This window comes from Halobacillus sp. Nhm2S1, from assembly GCF_019599545.1.
Lineage (GTDB): Bacteria > Bacillota > Bacilli > Bacillales > Halobacillaceae > Halobacillus.
This window is the reverse complement of record NZ_JAIEZV010000002.1, coordinates 1,087,276-1,105,605: the sequence shown is the minus strand read 5'-3', so window position 1 is coordinate 1,105,605 and position 18,330 is coordinate 1,087,276. Positions and strand designations below refer to the sequence as shown.

Annotated in this window: 19 protein-coding genes, 1 rRNA gene and 1 other RNA gene; 4 read left to right on the top strand and 17 right to left on the bottom strand. The window is 44.1% G+C overall.

All coding sequences use genetic code 11. From position 1 onward, the window contains the following. From K2225_RS11680 to tadA, 8 genes are all read right to left on the bottom strand, one after another. Positions 1-83, bottom strand: a 16S ribosomal RNA gene (locus K2225_RS11680); the annotation flags it as partial. 443 nt (positions 84-526) lie between these two features. Beyond that, positions 527-790 carry a pro-sigmaK processing inhibitor BofA family protein gene (locus K2225_RS11675; protein ID WP_220584877.1) on the bottom strand — a complete coding sequence of 88 codons (264 nt, stop codon included), beginning with the start codon at positions 788-790 and terminating at the stop codon, positions 527-529. Positions 791-861: 71 nt separating this feature from the next. Continuing rightward, positions 862-1,077: a YaaL family protein gene (locus K2225_RS11670; protein WP_146814430.1), complete on the bottom strand. Its 216-nt coding sequence runs from the start codon at positions 1,075-1,077 to the stop codon at positions 862-864. A 12-nt stretch (positions 1,078-1,089) separates the two neighbouring features. Next, positions 1,090-1,686: a recombination mediator RecR gene (recR, locus tag K2225_RS11665; protein ID WP_146814432.1), complete on the bottom strand. Its 597-nt coding sequence runs from the start codon at positions 1,684-1,686 to the stop codon at positions 1,090-1,092. 11 nt (positions 1,687-1,697) lie between these two features. After that, positions 1,698-2,015, bottom strand: coding sequence for a YbaB/EbfC family nucleoid-associated protein (locus K2225_RS11660; RefSeq protein ID WP_035507411.1), 318 nt, complete (start codon positions 2,013-2,015; stop codon positions 1,698-1,700). Between the two features lie 25 nt (positions 2,016-2,040). Next, complete coding sequence (dnaX, locus tag K2225_RS11655) at positions 2,041-3,768, bottom strand: DNA polymerase III subunit gamma/tau (protein WP_220584876.1); 1,728 nt, start codon at positions 3,766-3,768, stop codon at positions 2,041-2,043. Positions 3,769-3,903: 135 nt separating this feature from the next. Further along, positions 3,904-4,169: signal recognition particle sRNA large type (ffs, locus tag K2225_RS11650), an RNA gene on the bottom strand. Between the two features lie 50 nt (positions 4,170-4,219). Then, the gene (tadA, locus tag K2225_RS11645; protein WP_220584875.1) at positions 4,220-4,702 is read right to left on the bottom strand and encodes a tRNA adenosine(34) deaminase TadA; all 483 of its coding nucleotides are present in this window, start codon (positions 4,700-4,702) and stop codon (positions 4,220-4,222) included. 81 nt (positions 4,703-4,783) lie between these two features. On the opposite strand from tadA, the gene K2225_RS11640 reads away from it, so the two are divergent. Then, positions 4,784-6,070: a glycoside hydrolase family 18 protein gene (locus K2225_RS11640; RefSeq protein ID WP_220584874.1), complete on the top strand. Its 1,287-nt coding sequence runs from the start codon at positions 4,784-4,786 to the stop codon at positions 6,068-6,070. A 72-nt stretch (positions 6,071-6,142) separates the two neighbouring features. On the opposite strand, the gene K2225_RS11635 is transcribed toward K2225_RS11640, so the two are convergent. The 5 genes from K2225_RS11635 to acsA all read right to left on the bottom strand — a co-directional run bounded on the left by K2225_RS11635 (position 6,143) and on the right by acsA (position 12,626). Further along, positions 6,143-6,910, bottom strand: coding sequence for a DUF3891 family protein (locus K2225_RS11635; RefSeq protein ID WP_220584873.1), 768 nt, complete (start codon positions 6,908-6,910; stop codon positions 6,143-6,145). Between the two features lie 577 nt (positions 6,911-7,487). Then, a complete protein-coding gene (locus K2225_RS11630; protein WP_146814444.1) occupies positions 7,488-8,000 on the bottom strand; it encodes a type 1 glutamine amidotransferase domain-containing protein in 513 nt (170 codons plus the stop codon). Between the two features lie 93 nt (positions 8,001-8,093). Further along, on the bottom strand, positions 8,094-9,416 hold the full coding sequence (locus tag K2225_RS11625) for a lysine N(6)-hydroxylase/L-ornithine N(5)-oxygenase family protein (protein ID WP_220584872.1): 1,323 nt from the start codon (positions 9,414-9,416) through the stop codon (positions 8,094-8,096). A gap of 30 nt (positions 9,417-9,446) precedes the next feature. Beyond that, complete coding sequence (locus K2225_RS11620) at positions 9,447-10,760, bottom strand: purine/pyrimidine permease (protein ID WP_220584871.1); 1,314 nt, start codon at positions 10,758-10,760, stop codon at positions 9,447-9,449. Positions 10,761-10,916: 156 nt separating this feature from the next. Next, positions 10,917-12,626 (bottom strand): acetate--CoA ligase, encoded by a 1,710-nt coding sequence (gene acsA / locus K2225_RS11615; RefSeq protein ID WP_220584870.1) that lies wholly within the window; start codon positions 12,624-12,626, stop codon positions 10,917-10,919. A 368-nt stretch (positions 12,627-12,994) separates the two neighbouring features. Between acsA and queF the strand changes: the two genes are divergently transcribed. Then, a complete protein-coding gene (gene queF / locus K2225_RS11610; RefSeq protein ID WP_220584869.1) occupies positions 12,995-13,489 on the top strand; it encodes a preQ(1) synthase in 495 nt (164 codons plus the stop codon). A gap of 37 nt (positions 13,490-13,526) precedes the next feature. Here the strand turns inward: queF and aldA are convergent, their stop codons facing one another. From aldA to K2225_RS11590, 4 genes are all read right to left on the bottom strand, one after another. Continuing rightward, a complete protein-coding gene (gene aldA, locus K2225_RS11605; RefSeq protein WP_220584868.1) occupies positions 13,527-14,978 on the bottom strand; it encodes an aldehyde dehydrogenase in 1,452 nt (483 codons plus the stop codon). A 544-nt stretch (positions 14,979-15,522) separates the two neighbouring features. Beyond that, the gene (locus tag K2225_RS11600) at positions 15,523-15,774 is read right to left on the bottom strand and encodes a hypothetical protein (protein ID WP_220584867.1); all 252 of its coding nucleotides are present in this window, start codon (positions 15,772-15,774) and stop codon (positions 15,523-15,525) included. 109 nt (positions 15,775-15,883) lie between these two features. Next, complete coding sequence (locus tag K2225_RS11595; protein ID WP_089650761.1) at positions 15,884-15,994, bottom strand: YjcZ family sporulation protein; 111 nt, start codon at positions 15,992-15,994, stop codon at positions 15,884-15,886. Positions 15,995-16,097: 103 nt separating this feature from the next. After that, positions 16,098-16,754, bottom strand: a complete 657-nt coding sequence (locus tag K2225_RS11590; RefSeq protein ID WP_220584866.1) for a M50 family metallopeptidase — start codon at positions 16,752-16,754, stop codon at positions 16,098-16,100. A gap of 95 nt (positions 16,755-16,849) precedes the next feature. Between K2225_RS11590 and modA the strand changes: the two genes are divergently transcribed. Beyond that, complete coding sequence (gene modA, locus K2225_RS11585; RefSeq protein ID WP_220584865.1) at positions 16,850-17,635, top strand: molybdate ABC transporter substrate-binding protein; 786 nt, start codon at positions 16,850-16,852, stop codon at positions 17,633-17,635. After that, positions 17,632-18,315: a molybdate ABC transporter permease subunit gene (gene modB, locus K2225_RS11580; RefSeq protein WP_220584864.1), complete on the top strand. Its 684-nt coding sequence runs from the start codon at positions 17,632-17,634 to the stop codon at positions 18,313-18,315. Before modA ends, modB begins: the two co-directional genes overlap by 4 nt. Positions 18,316-18,330: the final 15 nt, after the last annotated feature.

Here is an 18,330-nt window from a genome sequence, read left to right as displayed (position 1 = left end):
TCCACTCGCTTCCCGCGCTCGACTTGCATGTATTAGGCACGCCGCCAGCGTTCGTCCTGAGCCAGGATCAAACTCTCCATAAAAGTTAAGTTTGACTTGCTCATTTGCACACCGAATGTGCTTTGTTTCAAATCTCTTCTATAAAGAAGAAATGTTTTGACGTACTGGTTGGTTCGTTCAGTTTTCAAAGATCAAATGTTTTGTTTGCCGCTTCAAAACAGCGACTTAATTAATATATCATGTGTAGTTGTTTTCGTCAACAACTTTTTATGATTTATTTTGTTAAGCCGTTTGCGGCTTGCCGCTCTCTTAACGCGACAAGTAATAATATATCATGGCATTTCGGATGACGCAATAGTTTTTCAAAAAAAAGATACATATTTTCAAAGAATGTTTCCCTCTCAGTGGATCTTTCCATATGAGGGGAGTTTTTAATGTACCCAGAAGATAAATCATATAATGAGGAAAGTTTTAATAAAAGGGATATCCGAAAAATAAAAAGGACGAAGTATGAAACTTCGCCCTTTTATATAATCCAAAAATGAATAGCTGTTAAAGATAAAACCCCAGGAACCCCTAAGATAACTGATACGGTTGCTGTAAAACCATTGATTGGAACATGTAGACCAAATTGAGCTCCGAAAAGGTTCACAAAAAACAAGAGAATAACGGCCACAATCAGTCTTGTCATCACTTGTCCCACAACCTTCAACGGTTTAGCCGGCATGCCTATAATGAGTAGTAATGGGATGGCTAGTCCTAATAAGAGAATGACGAGCACCGGATCCATAAAAAACCCCCTTGTCCAAGAAACTGTTCTATCAACAGTCTATGCTCGTAGACAAGAGGGTAGTACATCAATTAAGACAAAGCGTTGATCCCTCTGAATCTCGCTTCTCTTAATAGGTAGAAATACTTCGCTTTGGCGACGGCTAAATCATTCAATCCGTCGTCGCTCGGTTCGATGCTCTGTTCAATGATCGTGTTTAAAGTTTCCCACTCCCGCTTCAATTCTTTAATATGAAGGAGGAGTTCTCGATCCATTTCTTTTTTTACTGTTTTTTTTCTGCTGAACAAGTCTTCTCCCCCCTAAAGTTCTCTTCGTCCTTCAAGAGCTTTGGACAGGGTCACTTCGTCTGCATATTCAAGGTCGCCCCCAACCGGAAGACCATGAGCAATCCTCGTCATGCGAATACCAGAAGGTTTCACGAGACGGGAAATATACATCGCTGTCGCTTCTCCTTCGATGTTCGGGTTCGTTGCGAGAATCAATTCTTCAATTCCCTCATCTTTCAAACGGTTGATTAGACTTGCTACGTTGATATCTTCTGGGCCGATGCCATCCATAGGCGAGATCGCGCCGTGAAGTACGTGATACTTCCCACTGAATTCTTTCATTTTTTCCATAGCAATGACATCTTTAGGATCTTGTACAACACAAATCAACGTTTGGTCTCTTGATTCATCCTGGCAGATGGAGCAAGGATCCTGATCGGTAATGTGCCCGCAAATGGAACAGTGCGTAAGTTCTCTCTTAGCATTGACCAGTGATTTGGCGAAGTCGAGGACATCATCCTCTTCCATTTCTAAAACGAAAAAAGCCAGGCGAACAGCGGTCTTCGGTCCGATTCCTGGCAGTTTCGTAAAACTGTCGATCAGTTTTGATATCGGTTCAGGGTAATACATGAAAATTCCTCCTAGAACATTCCTCCAGGCATACCTTTCGTGAATTGTCCCATAGTATCATTCGTTTTGTCATCTACTTGCTTCAATACGTCATTTGTAGCTGTAATGATCAAATCTTGAAGCATTTCTACGTCATCTGGATCAACGACTTCTTCATCAATAGCCACGTCGGTGATTTCTTTCTTTCCGTTCGCTGTCACTTTTACCATACCGCCGCCTGCAGAAGATTCGAATGTCATTTCATAAAGCTCTTCTTGAGCCTTCATCATTTTCTTCTGCATTTTTTGCATTTGTTTCATCATGTTATTCATGTTTCCTCCACCACGCATGGAGCATTCCTCCTTTAAATAGCTGTTAATCTTGTACTTCTATTAAATCATCTCCGACCAATTTCCGGGCTTCTGAAACTAAAGGATCCTCTTCACCCGTTTGGGATGGGGACGTTTCACTTTCTTCTCCTTCTACTCCAGTCCCACCGTCAGATGATTGTTTCTGTTTACGGACGAATTCTTCCCTAATCTCCTGCCAGTTCGGTTCAGGAATCGGTATAATCGTCATCGGTTTGCCGATGAATTCAGTAAGCAATGGTTCAATTGTCTTCTGATGTTCCAATGCCAATGAACAATGGATATCATACCGGAAGGCTAGCACCAGTGCCTTAGAAGAGGCAGCCCTTGGCTTACTATTCAAGAGCGTTGCATGGGCAGGGGCATTCGTCCGCTTTAAAGCTTCCATGAAGTCCGCCCAGCGTCCCTGAACGTTCTTAATGTCTTCCTTAGAAGCTTCGTTCAACACTTGGCGAATACGTTCATAGGGAACATTATACCCTTTTTTCCCTGATTTTGCAGGAGCTCGCTTTTTCGGCGCGGATTGTGGCTGCGCCGTTGCACTGACTCCTTTTTCTTTCAAGCTTGCCAGCTCTTTTTCAAGGCCTTCAATCTTTCTAGCCAGCTGATCCACCGCTTCTGACTGCACAGGCTGTCCTTGAGAAGGTTGCTCCTGAACTTCCACCAAATTAAGCATGGCAATTTCAATGAAAACTTTCGGGCTCGTCGTCCATTTCATTTCCTGCTGACAACGATTCAACTCGCGGATGGCTTGCTGAATCCAACCTGGAGACAATTCACCCGATAAACGTTTGAAACCTTCATCAGGAATCGCCCTTTCCAAATTGTGCTCAAGGTCCGGAGCACTTTGGAATAAAAGCAGGTCTCTCAAATAATAAATCAGATCGAAAACAAAACGGCCAGGATCTTTCCCTTGTTGAATCAAGTCATCCACCGCTTCGAGGGCTGCTCTTGCATCCTGGTTGTGAAGCGACTCCAAAACCGCTGTTAATTTACTTTGAGAAACCGAACCCGTAACGGCCAGAACGTCTTCAATCGTCACTTCATCTTCACTGTAGGAGATCGCCTGATCAAGAAGACTTAACGCATCACGCATTCCACCTTCTGCTGTGAGCGCCACAATCTCCAGCGCTTCTCTAGCAATAGCGATTTCTTCAACCGATGTGATTTTTTCCATCCGCTCAACCATCGCTTTTTGCGAAATCCGCTTAAAGTCGAATCGTTGACATCTGGATATAATCGTTAACGGAATTTTATGAGGCTCTGTTGTTGCAAGTATAAATATGACATGTTTTGGTGGTTCTTCCAACGTTTTCAGTAAAGCGTTGAAAGCCCCCATGGAAAGCATATGAACCTCATCAATGATGTACACTTTGTAAGGCACTGCACTGGGAGCATATTTAACCTTGTCCCGGATTTCCCTGATTTGCTCGACGCCATTGTTTGAAGCCGCGTCAATTTCAATAACATCTGAAATGGATCCATCCTGAATTCCAAGACAAGCATCACACTCGTTACACGGTTCCTTTACAGGGGAACGCTCGCAGTTGACGGCTTTGGCGAAAATTTTGGCAGCACTCGTTTTCCCTGTCCCCCTCGGGCCAGAGAATAAATACGCATGCGAAAATTTATTCTGCTCAATCGCATTCTGCAGTGTCCGTGTAATATGCGTTTGTCCGACGACTCCTTCAAAATTTCGCGGGCGCCATACGCGATATAAAGCCTGATAGCTCATAAAACCGTTCTCCCTTTATAGTCTCTTCCTCATTATACCTGATTCAAGGTTCGGATGTGAACCTTCGAAAATAGGTATAAAAAAAGAGCTGTTATGAATAAATCATAACAGCTCTTTATGGTTGCTTATGTAATGCCGTGCACCCATCTTCGATGATGTGGCCCTAAGCGTTACTTATGGTTGTGGCTCGACCCAGGCACTCCCACGGCACACGGGAGAGACAGCTTACTGCTGCTTCCTTCCGGACCTGACAGGATTCACTGGTTCCCGTTGCGCAGGACCTGGGTGTCAACACCACTCACATAAGGCAGACCTTAAGGCCGCACCACCTCGGATGGGGATTCGGCCTCGCTATAGCGGATTGCGAGTACAGGGCACCGCTACCTCCCCGCTTAGCACGGCATTAACAAGTATAGCGAGTTTTCAGGAAAAATGCAATGATAAAACACTGTTAATTATTAGTCGATGGCTTATTTTTCTTGCGCTCACGCAGATGACGGAAGAAATCTGTTAACATTTTTCCGCATGTTTCTTCCATAACTCCCGGTAGAACTTCTGATTTATGATTGAAGCGATCGTCATCTAATAGATTAAGAAGCGTACCTGCACAACCTGCTTTTGGATCCTTGGCACCATAAACGACCCTTGGAATTCTCGATTGTAAGATAGCACCTGCACACATTGGACAAGGCTCTAAAGTGACATACAATGTACATTCTTCAAGCCTCCAGCTTCCTATTTGCTGGTTTGCCCTTTCAATTGCTATAAATTCGGCATGAGACGAAGCCAGTTGGGATGTTTCTCTCTGGTTGTATCCTCTGGCGACGACTTCCCCATCTTTTACAATAACAGCACCAATTGGAACTTCCCCTTCCAACTCTGCTTTTTCTGCTTCCTCTAAAGCAAGTTTCATATAATGTTCATCGTCAAGCATGATGTTCCTCCTGTGATTTTCAAGAATAATTCTGTTTTCCTCTTTCATACATTATTAAAGATGAGAAAGGAGCGAATCCATATGCAAATTCACGTCGTTCAAGAAGGAGATTCAGTATTCTCCATTGCTGGTCTCTATGATAGTACGCCAAATGCCATTATTGAGGCAAATGAGCTCGAGACCCCAGGTGACCTTGTCATCGGTCAGGCTCTTGTTATACCGATTGTCGGCCAATTTTATTTTGTCCAGCAAGGGGACAGCTTATATTCCATTGCTCAGAAGTTCAATACCACGGCTGAAAAGCTGGCCCAGGTAAACGGACTTCAAGTCGGGGCTCCTCTTTCTGTTGGGTTACGTCTCTACATCCCCGATGAACCACCGCGTCCGATTACGGCGAATGCCTACATCGAGCCCTACGGGGGGGAAGTATCCGACACACTTCGCGCCTCTGCTGAAAATAGGGCGGGTTCGCTGACTTACCTGGCGCCGTTCAGTTATGAAATCCAGGAAGACGCTTCGTTAAAAGCTCCGCCGCTTGATAATTTTAAGGAAATTGCTCAACAAAACGATACCGCTCTTATGATGGTTGTCACAAACCTTGCCGAAGATGGATTCAGTGCTGAATTAGGAAGGAAAATCCTATCTGATGAAGCTCTTCAGGATAAACTGCTCGACAACATCATTCAAACGACTAAACAAGTAGGTTTTCAAGATGTCCACTTTGATATGGAGTTTCTCCCTCCTGAAATGAAAGAGAACTATAACCAGTTTTTGAGGAAAGCGAAACAGCGATTGGCAGCAGAGGGGTTACTCATATCAACCGCTCTTGCTCCTAAAACAAGTGCCGATCAAAAAGGAGCCTGGTACGAAGCCCATGACTATAAAGCCCACGGAGAGATTGTAGATTTCGTTGTATTAATGACTTATGAATGGGGATATAGCGGCGGCCCTCCACGTGCCGTAGCTCCTATCGGTCCCGTGACAGAAGTGGTCGATTATGCGTTGACAGAAATGCCGGCAGAAAAGATTCTTCTCGGTCAAAACTTATATGGGTATGATTGGACCCTTCCTTATGAACCAGGTGGAGAATTTGCAAAGGCAATCAGTCCACAGCAAGCGATTCAAATTGCGAGAGAAAACAATGTGCCGATTTCTTATGATCAAAAAGAGCAGGCCCCTTACTTCACTTATACGGATGATGCTGTGAAAAAACACGAAGTATGGTTTGAAGATGCGCGATCCATTCAACGAAAGTTCGACTTAATAAAAGATCGTGGCCTTCTTGGCATCAGTTACTGGAAACTTGGTCTTTCCTTCCCTCAAAACTGGGTGTTGCTTGATGGACAATTCAGTATTGATAAGAAATAAGGAGATGCTCCTTGCCTGCAACGATCAGGCAAAACATCAAACAGTCGCTTACACTCTTGAACATGTAAGTGACTATTCTTTTTTCACAAAAGTAACGGCGTGGGTTTGAACCTCTGTATTGTGAAACGCCTGGGATAGACCTTTTTCTTCAATTTCCCTTTTTAAAACTGGACGGTAGGGAACCTCTATGCTGAATGGCTTTTCAAATGGAAAAGGATAGACGGAAACTTTCTCTTTATCCACCCAGTGGGCATTCATGCCACCTGGAGCGAAATCAAAGGACTGTCTGAAGCCGTTTTTAAACCATGGAACTTCTTCTTCCTTGGGTGTTCCAGGTTCCTGCATGCATACATAAAGAGACAAATCATCACAAAATTGCAGCCGGCGGAAATGAAGGTCATAGATATCATAGGGAATGTCCATTTCCATTGATTCGAACAGATCCTGCTGACGTGTTTTTTCTTCAGCTAAAAACGTCTGTACAGCAGGATTCTTGTCATCTTTAGAAAAGAACGACGCATAGTGCATACTGCAAAGCATACCAGCATACAATGAGCGGTCAGCTACCTCTTCAATTCCACGTTGGTAGGCCTGCAGTTTTTTCTCTAACGGATAATCGACGAACGTATATGGCCGCTGCTTTTCTTCATTCCATTCTGGATGATCATCCAGTGGAATCCAGGCTCTATCGTGCTGCTCAATCGCCCAATCTGCTTCTTCTCTCAATTTAGAGCGCAATAAAAAATTATTCTTCCAATGAGCGACGATTTGGGCTGAAATTTTGGCATGCTCATGCTGCGTAATCATGTGAAAATATTGTTCTTTCTCAATGACAATCATCGTTTGGTCCTCCTTCTTCAATGCGGTGCATGTATGTAATACAGAACGATCTATGATCTTCCTTTCATTATATAGGAACTTTCTTCTCCTCTCTACAATAGGAGGTTACAAAATTGGTACTGTATTGGTAAACGTTTTTTAACAATATGGCAGGATTGTGTAAGACTCAATTTTGAGATGTTCTCGGGGTTCGTTACCCGGGTTGAGCCTCAGGGGTGGCTGGGGAGAAGCTTTCCGCATGCATAATAGCTGCCTTGGTAGTAGATTCCCCTCCAATTACCATATGGATAAAAACAGCTTATTCCAGAAAGTGTTTCAAGATACTTATATGGCAAAGGGGCGGAGGTGAATGGCGAGACTCCTGTGGAAAAAGTGCATGTTGAGACCCCACAGGACGCAGTACGAGGAGGATCACCGCGCTCCCTTAGAAAGCAAGCTGTTCACCGCATCCCCCTCCCATCCACAAAAGTTTCGCAACTGAGTCTGTCATAATAGGAAGCTTTTGTGTAAAGAGACGGTTGATTTATTGAGACGAAGAAAAAGGCCATGGGGGAGTTCCCTCATGGCCTTTCTTCTTTTATTTCAAGAGTTTTAATGCTTCGCGGTTGAAGGCTGGAATGTCATCGGGCTGGCGGCTTGTGACCAGCTGATTCTGACAAACGACAACTTCTTTATCCTCATAGTTGACGCCTGCATATTCCATATCAACGGAAATAGATTTGAACCCTGTCGCTGTGCGCCCTTCGAGGGTTTTAGCCGTAATCAATAGTTGTGGGCCATGGCAGATTGCGAATACAGGTTTCTTTTCATCCATAAAATGTTTCGCAAAGGAAACGAATTTCTCATCCCCACGCAGAATATCAGGTGAAAAACCACCAGGGATAAACAAAGCATCAAAGTCTTCCGGTTTCACATCATCAATGGATGTATCGATCTTAACGGAAGCTTCTCCTTGTTTTCCTTCTACTTCTTTGCCTGCTTCCCATTCAATGGTCGTTACTTCATGGCCTTCGTTTGAGAAAGCTTCTGCCGGTTGTGTATATTCTACATCTTCAAACATGGACGTCATGACACAAGCAATCTTACTCATATCTAATCATCTCCTTGAATGTATGGGTTGGATTTGAACACATAGGATATCTTCCCCCATGAGATGATTTTAAACCACTTTTCCACTTTATGGTTATTTAAACTCTTTCATGGAAAACTGCTGGAACGTTGTATCCGATTGATTCCTGTACAATTCTCTCCCTGCAATCGTGTTGATGATATGAACGTTCCGGTGTACGGATAACCCTAAGTTCGTAGCTCCTGCTCCATGGGAGTGGACGAGGTTGGTCAGCGTAAAGAAATGATGGTTGCGATCATCGTTGAAAAGGAGCTGATAATCACGCGATACTTTATACATCCCTTCCTCTTCCCATTCAATTTGATCTTTGAAGCGGGTCATGAACCAGTCAGGAAAATGAGGTTTATACCCTGTGGCCAGCACAACTTTATCTGTAGGGTACGTGTACTCGACTTCTTCCTGCCACTGTTTACATTGCAGGTGATAACTTCCGTCCTCTTTCGCCTCAATCCCTGTAATTTCAGTCATCGGTTGGATAAGAACACGACTATCCTTCATACCGGCTGTGCGATGGTAAAGTTTTGTATAAAGTCTTGTGAGTGTATCAGGATCAATCCCTTTCCTTAGAGGGCCAAGCGTATCGAGGGCATCTTTCCGTTGATGAAGACTAAGGGCGTGAAAGTAATCCACGAATTCTGGTGTGAACATTTCCTGAGCGAACTTAGCCGTGTCCAATTGAAAAAGACCTCCCGATCTCGTAAAGAGGCTTAACTTCATATCTGACTGTCTGTCTTGCTCTTCTAATAAATCAAGGAATACCTCTAAAGCACTCTGCCCCGAACCGACAATGGTCACGTGTTTTGATTTCAGTAAATGATCTTTTTCAAAAAGGTAGCGGCTCGTATGCATCACATCTTCGTTCGGTAACCGGTCCATTCCGTCCAAGATCAACGGTTCACTCCCAGTCCCCATGACAACGTGCTTAGCTTGATAGTATTTTTTCTCATCGGTCGCTCTTTCTTTTACCACCACTTCATAATGGGGATCTTCTGCATCTTTATGGTCCCTCACGTCAACCACGGTATGTCCGAAAAATAGACCATCCAACTGCTTAGCCACCCACTGCATGTAGTGATTGTATTCTTGACGTGGAATTTCAAAATGACGGTGGAAGAAAAAAGGAAACATCCGGTCATGCTCATGCAAATAATTCATAAAGGTATAAGGGCTTTTCGGGTCCGCAAACGAAACAAGATCCGCTAAAAAAGGAACCTGCAGATCCATCGTTTCAATAAGCATACCTGGATGCCAGATAAATTCAGGGGTCTTGTCAAAAAAGACAGCATCCAACTCTTCCGTCTGATCAAGCAATGCGGCCATTCCTAAATTATAAGGACCGATTCCGATCCCGATGACATCATATATTTTATTTTCCATTCCATCACTTCCTTGTACCATCACTTTTCCCTATGATGACGTGTTTGATTCTTTCCAAAGCCGGTCCAGAACGATGACGAGGACAGTCCCGACCAGCAGTCCATTGCTCAGTAAGTTTTGTAATATTGCGGGCACACCATTGAAAGCCTCCGGCGGGAGAAACATGAGCCCAATTCCCAATAAGAAAGAAAGTCCTAAAATCGTAAGTCTCCGCTCATCCAGCGTTTCACTCGTCATGTTGGACAATCCAAGCCCCATCAATTGGACAAAAGTTGCGAGCAAAGCTGCGTTTGCTACCGGTGCGGGAATGCCAGAAATAAATGCTACCACCGGAGGGAAGAACGAAAATACGACTAATAATAGAGACGCATATAAAAAGGGGCGTTTCCTTTTTTGCCCGGTCAATTGCATGAAACCCGAAGAGGATGCCAAAGAAACGTTAGCTACTGCTGAAAACGCAGCTGTAATTCCATGATTAATCCCTAGAAAGCTGCTTCCTTTGTTGACCTGATCATAGGTGTACTTCGGCTTTCCATAAACGGTATGACTCACCGCAATGATCGACGCCACCAGATTTGACAATAAAATTACAGCGGTAATAAACCCCAAAGGAAGCGTTCCCCAGGTCAGATGAGGCGGCCCCCATGCAAAAAACTCAGGCAGAGAAAAAACTGAGCTCCCTCCGGTTTCATCATGGGCAGTTCCATTGAAAGTCATGGCATACAATACCCAACCGAAAGCAATTCCAATCAAAACAGCGAAACTTTTCAACCATCCTTTTCCCATAATCGATAGACCGATCACAAGCGCAAGCGTAACAAAAGCAACCAGCGCCTGCTTTCCATCCACCGCTTCTGTCGACTGCTGAATCCCTAACATCCCTTTAAGAAACGTTCCACTCAATTGGACGGTCAGTAAAAATAAAAAAGCACCCGTAACGAGTGGTGTGAAAACAAAGAGCACACGGTGCGACAAACGGAAGATACCAAAGAGGAATAAAAAAATCCCCGTCCATATCATCGTCCCCTGGAGAACTTGTAAGGTTTCCATATAGCTGTCGCCCGACTGCGCCCCACTATAGGCCATGACGGCAAAAATGCTGATCCATAGGCCGGCGGGCCCTTCCATAATTGGGAGACGGTGTCCAAAAACACCTTGTAGGAAGGAAGCGACGCCCACGACAAAAAATGTCCGTTGCATCAATCCTGAGACTTCATTGAAATTCAATTCAAAAATAGAACCAATAACAATGGGCAGAGCAACTGCACTCGCCAACAAAAATACGAACCATTGAACAGTCTCTAATGAGCCGTCCAAAAACCGTGTAGATCCTTCTTTCTTCATTGTGCCACCTGCAATCTATGTAATATCTATCCACATCTTACCATAGGGTTTATGAAATTTTGGTTCTCGGCTTGCTCGTTCCACGTGAAACAACTTTCCAGACGAGCACCCAAAAAATGAAAAGCACAGCCCTGAAGCGGGCTGTGCTTTCTTCTGTTACTCTTCAAGAGTAGAGGTATCGCCTGTCGGTAAACCAAGCTCCCAAGATTTCAGGAGACGTCTCATGATTTTACCACTACGTGTTTTAGGAATCGTATCTTTGATTTCAATTTCCCTTGGAGCGGCGTGGGCGCTCAAACCTTTTTTGACGAACTGACGAATGTCTTCGAGCAGTTCATCGGATTGTTCATGCCCTTCTCTAAGAGTGATGAACGCTTTGATGATTTCCCCGCGTTCAGGATCAGGTTTCCCGATGACTCCTGCTTCTGCTACCGCTTCGTGTTCAATCAACTTACTTTCCACTTCAAATGGACCGACACGTTCTCCGGAAGTGTTGATGACATCATCAAGACGTCCCTGGAACCAGAAATAACCATCTTCGTCCTGGTAGGCGCTGTCCCCAGAAACGTACCAACCATTTAAGAAATAACTTTCATATTTCCCTGGGTTCTTCCAAACGGCCCGCATCATGGACGGCCATCCCTGCTTGATTGCCAGGTTCCCCATTTGATTGGCAGGTAGCTCGTTCCCTTCATTATCAACAATGGCAGCTTCAATGCCAGGGAACGGTTTACCCATGGATCCTGGACGCATATCCATCGCAGGATAGTTACAAATCAACATGCCTCCCGTTTCCGTCATCCACCACGTGTCATGGATGCGTAAGTCGAAGGCCGAAAGTCCCCATGTCACAACTTCAGGGTTCAAAGGCTCACCTACACTTAAAACATGGCGAAGGGAAGATAGGTCATGCTTTTTCGCCACGTCTTCTCCAGCACTCAATAGTTTACGGAAAGCTGTCGGAGCGGAATACCAGACAGAAACATTTTTCTCTGCAATCGTTCCATACCAGTCATCAGGACTGAAACGCCCACCACGAATGACGTTCGTCACACCATTCAACCATGGAGCAAAGATTCCGTAGCTTGTCCCTGTTACCCAGCCTGGGTCTGCTGTACACCAGTACACATCGTCTTCTTTAAGATCCAGCACCCACTTACCTGTTTGGTAATGTTGGAGCATGGCATTGTGAACGTGGTAAACTCCTTTCGGCTTGCCTGTTGAACCAGAGGTGTAGTGGAGGAGCATCCCGTCTTCAAGGTCTACCCACTCGATATCAAATTCCTCCGATGCGTTCTCCATTTCTTCATCATAAGAAATGTAGTTACCCGGGGCATCGCCGCCGACAAGCACGACTTGCTTCAAATTCGGAAGCTCATCCGCCGGCACGCGCTCAAGCAATTCAGGAGTCGTAATGAGCATCGTCGCTTCACTGTCTTCCAAGCGGTCTCGTACGGCTTGTTCCATAAATGCTTCAAACAGCGGTCCAGCAATTGCTCCTACTTTAAGAATACCAAGGAATGCTGCATAAAACTCCGGGCTTCTCGGCATAAAAAGAAAGACACGATCGCCCTTTTCTATATTGTGTTTTTTCAGTACATTTGCGAATTGATTACTTTTCAGCTTCAAATCTTCAAAAGTAAGGGTCTCTTCTCTATCCGGTGCAGAGTAGATCAGAGCTGCCTGATCCTTCTTATCAGGGTTTTCTGCATGGCGATCGACAGCTTCATAGGCAATGTTCACTTTGCCTGTCTCGTTCCATGAGAACTGTTCTTTCACTTCTTCCCACTGGAAATTCTCATACGCTTCTTTGTAGTTTTCCATGTTGTGATTGCCTGATCGAGCTGGAATTGGTTTCATGTCCATATTCATCATCACCTCATAAGAATGTTTTGTAAACGTTTTCCCTTTGTGGCTGAAGAAAGCTCTGATCCTTTCAGAGCCACGAACTGCATACTTTTCTGAAAATTTTATGAATTACTTCTATTGTAGGGGATTTCTACTCATATTTAAAGAGTTATCTCCAAAGATTTACAGAATTAGGACAAGGGAACGAGGTAAATTGACAGCATTCTTCTCTGTTTATATAATGAAACGAGCATAATAGCTTCATAATAGAGGTTTCTTAGCTAACCCCTCTATAAAAAACTAAGGACCACGTCTTTTGATAAGCCGCAGCCCTTAGCCGCTGCGGCTTTTTTATTGAAAAAACATTAAAAAAAGGAGCATGACTCATGCCAGGACGCAACGATCAAGACCTTGATTTATCACTCCTTGGTAACCAAGGAAATTCTTATTCTTTCGAGTATGACCCGGATGTCCTCGAAACATTTGATAACCAGCACCCGAACCGTGACTATTTCGTCAAATTCAACTGTCCGGAATTCACAACCCTTTGCCCGAAGACCCGCCAGCCTGATTTTGCAACCATCTACATCAGCTACATTCCAAACGTGAAAATGGTGGAAAGTAAGTCACTCAAACTCTACCTTTTCAGCTTCCGAAATCACGGGGATTTCCATGAAGATAGTGTGAATACAATCATGAACGACCTGATAGATTTAATGGATCCACGTTATATTGAAGTGTGGGGCAAGTTCACACCTCGTGGTGGGATTTCCATTGATCCATTCTGCAATTACGGAAAACCTGGCACGAAGTTTGAACAATTGGCGGATCATCGCTTGATGAATCACGACCTTTATCCTGAAAAAATCGATAACCGATAAAAAAGAGCTGCGACAAGGATCGCAGCTCTTTTTCTTCTTATTTTTTATCATCTTTATACTGCATATAAACGACTTGAGTGACAAGGAAATCTTCCATTCCGTGTTTTCCGTCCGCTCCACCAAGTCCTGACTTCCTCATTCCCGCATGGTAGCCTTGGACAGCTTCGAAGTTTTCACGATTGACGAATGTTTCACCGAACTTCAGTTCATTCACGACACGCATGGCTTCATTCATGTCTTCGGTATAAACAGAAGAAGATAATCCGTATTCTGTATCATTTCCCTTTTCAATCGCCTCATCCAATGTCTTGAATGTCGCCACAGGGATGACAGGACCGAAGATCTCTTCCTGTATAATCTGCATTTCATGGTTTACATTGGTAAGAATTGTCGGCTTATAAAAATAGCCTTTGTCTATGTCTCCACGCTCTCCTCCAATTTCAACCTTCGCCCCTGCATTGACCGCTTCTTTTACCATGTTTTCCACTTCTTCAAGACGATCTTTACTTACAAGAGGACCGACATCCGCTTCCTTATTTTCACGAGGATCGCCCATGGTCACTGATTCAAATTTATGACGTAACTTAGCGATAAGCTCCTCCGCGACACTTTCATGGACGTAGACACGCTCAGCGTTTGTGCACGCCTGTCCATTATTAGCGAGACGGGATGTCGTAATGCTCTCAGCTGCAACATCCAGGTCCGCATTAGCCGTGACAATGGCAGGTGCTTTCCCTCCAAGCTCCAGATTCACTTTCGTAATATTTTGTGCCGCTGCTTCCATTACTTTCGTTCCTGCTGTCACACTCCCGGTCATGGATATCATGTGTACATTCGGATGAGAGGCAAGGGTGTTCCCGATTTCTGAACCAGTACCTGTCACCACGTTATAAACCCCTTCTGGAATTTCGTCCATCGAGTCAACGATTTTTGTGAATTCCATCGCGGTGTTTGGTGTCTGCTGACTTGGTTTTAATACTATTGTGTTTCCTGTTACAAGTGACGTTGCTACTTTACGAGCCAAAATGAACATAGGGAAATTCCAAGGGACGATTCCAGCTACTACTCCGATCGGCTTTTTATAAATGAAGATGTTCTCATTCTTACGATCACTTGGTACGATTTCTCCTTCAATTCTACGTGCCCACTCGGACATGTAACGGAAATAATCAATGGCAAGGTCTACTTCTCCACTGGCAAGCTCATAATCTTTCCCTTGCTCTTCTTGTAGTAAATCAATAAAAGTCGCACGGTTTTCTTCAATACGATCTCCGAGTTTCCTGACGATTTTTCCGCGTTCAATATTCGGTGTTAGTTCCCACCCTTTTTGGGCTTCAAACGCTGCTTTCACCGCTCGATTGACATCGCCTTCGGTTCCTTTAGGTATTTGAGAGATGACCTCTTCAGTCGCCGGATTTAGGATATCAATCCATTCTGATCCGTTTGATTCTGTATATTCTCCGTTAATGTATAGTTTATGTTGCTGCATGAAAATGACCTCCTGTTGGGATTTACCATCTTCATTCCCCTTGTGGTTCAGAATAAACAAACCAGTGTTCAACAATATGGCAGGATTGTGTAAGACTCTGTTTCAAAATGTTTCGGGGTTTGTTTGTCATGTTGAGTGTCAGGGGTGGCTGGGAAATGAGAAACGAACTCCCGTACCAATTTGGAAAGCCTTCCACTTTCCAAGCGTTAGAGGTTTAAAGCACTCTGGATCAAGCGTTTACGTACTGAATCCTATATTCTATTTCCCTAATCATCCGATCTGACCTTTTAGTAGTGGTTTCGTGAATCTTCCATGACAAAGGGGCGGGGGAAAACGGTGATACTCCTATGGGAAGTGTGGGACAGGTCAGATCCCGGAAGGCGTAGTATGAGGACTCACTGCCCGCCCCATGGAAAGCGAACCTTTTCCCGCAGCCCTTAAACTCACAAAAACGTCTCGAAACTGAGTCTTCCACAATCGGGAGCATATCTGCAAATGCTGAGTGTTATGTTAGGCATAAAAAAAAGCCCTGTAGGAACAGGACTTACCATTCGAGGATGAAACCTTTAATTTTCTTACCATCATCGGACTCTGATTGCTGCTCAGCCTCGAAATAAGGATTCTCTTCCTTAAAATGGTAAGAGATCGTTTCCGGCTTGAGATAAAGCTTGTACTCTAAATCCGTGACCTTTGGCAGGGAAATGTCGGCAACTGTCGTTTGGTCACCCTCCTCATCAATAAGAAGAATATCAATGTGGTCATATCCATGTGCAACTAAGTGTTCTTTTAAATCCATAAACGACGCCTCCGTCCAATTATTCTAGTCCCCTGATACCCTTTTCCAAACTTCGAGAAACGTTTGATTTTATGTAACAGCGGGAAAAGTTTCCCGCTTTGTTTATTTATTAGTATCCATAACCGTATCCACGGCCACCCATATAAGATGCACCGATGATGATCAAAAGGATGAACAAAACAACCAATAGCGCGAAACCGCCACCGTATCCTCCGCTCATTCCATTCCCCCCTCTCTTCTTACTTTACTACCTTATTCAGAAGGGAATAAGAAGGCAGGGCATGAGCGGAATTTAATCTTTTTTCTTCTTTTCATTCACAACGTCAGAAAGGGAAGACACGCTTTATAGAAAGCAGGGCAAAGTATAAGGCCTGGACAAAAAAAGCCACTCCCCAAAAAGGGGCGGGGATAAATTTTGTCGCTCTTGCCAAGTTTGCGGCATCACCGGCTTGGTTTGGTGACACAAAGCTGATCCACATCACCTCAAAGGCACTGGTCACTGACTCGACAAGGACGAGTGAAGATAGAAACAATAAGACATACTGGACCACCTGTTCATGACCGGTTCTCAACAGCCATATAAACCCAGCTCCAAATGTAAGGATCCAGAAGAGGCCATATACATTCCTCACCCAGAAAAGGAGATTGATAGCTAGGAACGCTATTAATAGATAAACCATCCACCTATACTGCCCACGACTAATGAGGAAAAAGAAGACGAAAGCGAAGAAAGAGGCAAATACATAGCCGGCTAAGCTTGTTAATACTTGCCCGACCCATGATGTATGTCCGGTCAGAGCAAATCCGGACGTATTGGGAAGCAGAGAAATTCTCCTCACTTCTCCACCTGTAATCAACGCCATAAGGGAATGCCCACTCTCGTGGATCATTGTATTCAAGATAGCGAAATATTTCCCTATGACTGGGAGTTGTGTGAGCAATAAAGCGAGGATAAGAGTTGAAAGCACTTGTAATTTCATAAACCGCACTCCTTTCTTTATGACCTTTTAATCGCTTTCTACTTACATATAACGTATCTTAAGAATAGAACCAATGGTAACAAAGGGGAATAGACATGCGAACGTTAATATGGATATGGAGTATGATGATTTTACTAATCTTATGCAGTTGCGCTTCTCCATCAGATTCTAATGAAACGAACATAAGAATAGCAGCTGCTGCAAGTCTAAAAGACGTAATGGAAGAGCTAACTCCTCGTTTTGAGGAACAATATCATATAGAAATAGAAACCATATATGGAGGATCAGGTAAACTGGCTAGACAGATTGAACAAGGAGCTCCTGTAGACGTGTTCTTGTCTGCCGATCTTCGTTGGATTGAACTGCTAAAGGAGCAGGATCTTGTCGACAAGGATACATACATAGAATTTGCCACAAACCAGATTGTGCTTATTGGTGATGAATCTAAGAATCGTTTAGACACGATTCAGGAACTGGAACTTACAGAAAGTGAACAGCTGGCCGTCGGTAATCCGGAGAGTGTGCCTGCTGGTACTTATACGAAACAGACGCTCGAAAGGATTCAACTTTGGGGAAAGCTAGAGGATCAGATGGTATTCGGAAGTGATGTAAGACAAGTTCTTGCCTATGTCGAATCCGGTCAGGTGGACTATGGTTTTGTTTATGCCAGTGATGCCATGATTTCCGATCAGGTGGCCACTCTTACACAAGTAGATCCTACCCTCCACGATTCGATCATATATCCGGGAATCGTTCTTTCAAAAAGCCGGACTAAGGATCAAGGGAAGAAATTTCTTACCTTTTTAACCAGTGACCATGCAACAGAAATTTACAAAGCTTATGGATTCAATCCTATGAGAGGTGGAAAGATAGAAAAATGAATGTCGAGCCTCTTCTATTGTCCCTGAAAGTGGCAGGAATTGCTACTTTCATGGTATTTATAATTGGAGTGATCAGCGCACGAATCATTTCCAGAAAATTATTTCCCGGGAAAAGTATATTAGAATCCATACTTTTGCTGCCTCTTGTTCTTCCCCCAACAGTAATTGGATTTGGTTTGCTTTACTTGTTTGGCAAAAACGGGTGGATTGGACAATGGCTCATGGACTGGTTTGGTTTTCAGGTGATTTTTTCGTGGACCGGGGCAGTTATTGCGTCTGCTGTCGTTTCATTTCCTCTTATGTATCAGAGTGCATCAGCAGCTTTTCAAAATTATGATCAAAACCTGGAGAATGCAGCTTTGACGATGGGGGCTTCGAAATTAAAGGTATTCTTCACCATATCGCTTCCGTTAGCTTGGCCTGGATTACTTGCCGGGTTAGTCATGGCTTTCGCTCGATCCCTTGGTGAGTTCGGGGCTACATTAATGATCGCCGGCTACATCCCTGGTGAAACAGACACCATTCCACTCGCCATCTATTTCGCTGTCGAATCAGGTCGAATGGAAGAAGCCCTCCTGTGGGTGGTTGTCATTCTTTGTCTTGGGTTTAGTGCAGTATTATGGCTCAACACGTGGAGTCGGAGGAAGATTAATTTTGTAAGGAATCATAAAAAAAGCTGAAGCTTCGATAAGCTT

Excerpts from the sequence above, each read along its gene's own strand:
- K2225_RS11675 (WP_220584877.1), bottom strand. The coding sequence starts at position 790 with ATGGATCCGGTGCTCGTCATTCTCTTATTAGGACTAGCCATCCCATTA.
- recR (WP_146814432.1), bottom strand. The coding sequence starts at position 1,686 with ATGTATTACCCTGAACCGATATCAAAACTGATCGACAGTTTTACGAAA.
- K2225_RS11660 (WP_035507411.1), bottom strand. The coding sequence starts at position 2,015 with ATGCGTGGTGGAGGAAACATGAATAACATGATGAAACAAATGCAAAAA.
- dnaX (WP_220584876.1), bottom strand. The coding sequence starts at position 3,768 with ATGAGCTATCAGGCTTTATATCGCGTATGGCGCCCGCGAAATTTTGAA.
- tadA (WP_220584875.1), bottom strand. The coding sequence starts at position 4,702 with ATGCTTGACGATGAACATTATATGAAACTTGCTTTAGAGGAAGCAGAA.
- K2225_RS11640 (WP_220584874.1), top strand. The coding sequence starts at position 4,784 with ATGCAAATTCACGTCGTTCAAGAAGGAGATTCAGTATTCTCCATTGCT.
- K2225_RS11635 (WP_220584873.1), bottom strand. The coding sequence starts at position 6,910 with ATGATTGTCATTGAGAAAGAACAATATTTTCACATGATTACGCAGCAT.
- K2225_RS11630 (WP_146814444.1), bottom strand. The coding sequence starts at position 8,000 with ATGAGTAAGATTGCTTGTGTCATGACGTCCATGTTTGAAGATGTAGAA.
- K2225_RS11625 (WP_220584872.1), bottom strand. The coding sequence starts at position 9,416 with ATGGAAAATAAAATATATGATGTCATCGGGATCGGAATCGGTCCTTAT.
- K2225_RS11620 (WP_220584871.1), bottom strand. The coding sequence starts at position 10,760 with ATGAAGAAAGAAGGATCTACACGGTTTTTGGACGGCTCATTAGAGACT.
- acsA (WP_220584870.1), bottom strand. The coding sequence starts at position 12,626 with ATGGACATGAAACCAATTCCAGCTCGATCAGGCAATCACAACATGGAA.
- queF (WP_220584869.1), top strand. The coding sequence starts at position 12,995 with ATGCCAGGACGCAACGATCAAGACCTTGATTTATCACTCCTTGGTAAC.
- aldA (WP_220584868.1), bottom strand. The coding sequence starts at position 14,978 with ATGCAGCAACATAAACTATACATTAACGGAGAATATACAGAATCAAAC.
- K2225_RS11600 (WP_220584867.1), bottom strand. The coding sequence starts at position 15,774 with ATGGATTTAAAAGAACACTTAGTTGCACATGGATATGACCACATTGAT.
- K2225_RS11595 (WP_089650761.1), bottom strand. The coding sequence starts at position 15,994 with ATGAGCGGAGGATACGGTGGCGGTTTCGCGCTATTGGTTGTTTTGTTC.
- K2225_RS11590 (WP_220584866.1), bottom strand. The coding sequence starts at position 16,754 with ATGAAATTACAAGTGCTTTCAACTCTTATCCTCGCTTTATTGCTCACA.
- modA (WP_220584865.1), top strand. The coding sequence starts at position 16,850 with ATGCGAACGTTAATATGGATATGGAGTATGATGATTTTACTAATCTTA.
- modB (WP_220584864.1), top strand. The coding sequence starts at position 17,632 with ATGAATGTCGAGCCTCTTCTATTGTCCCTGAAAGTGGCAGGAATTGCT.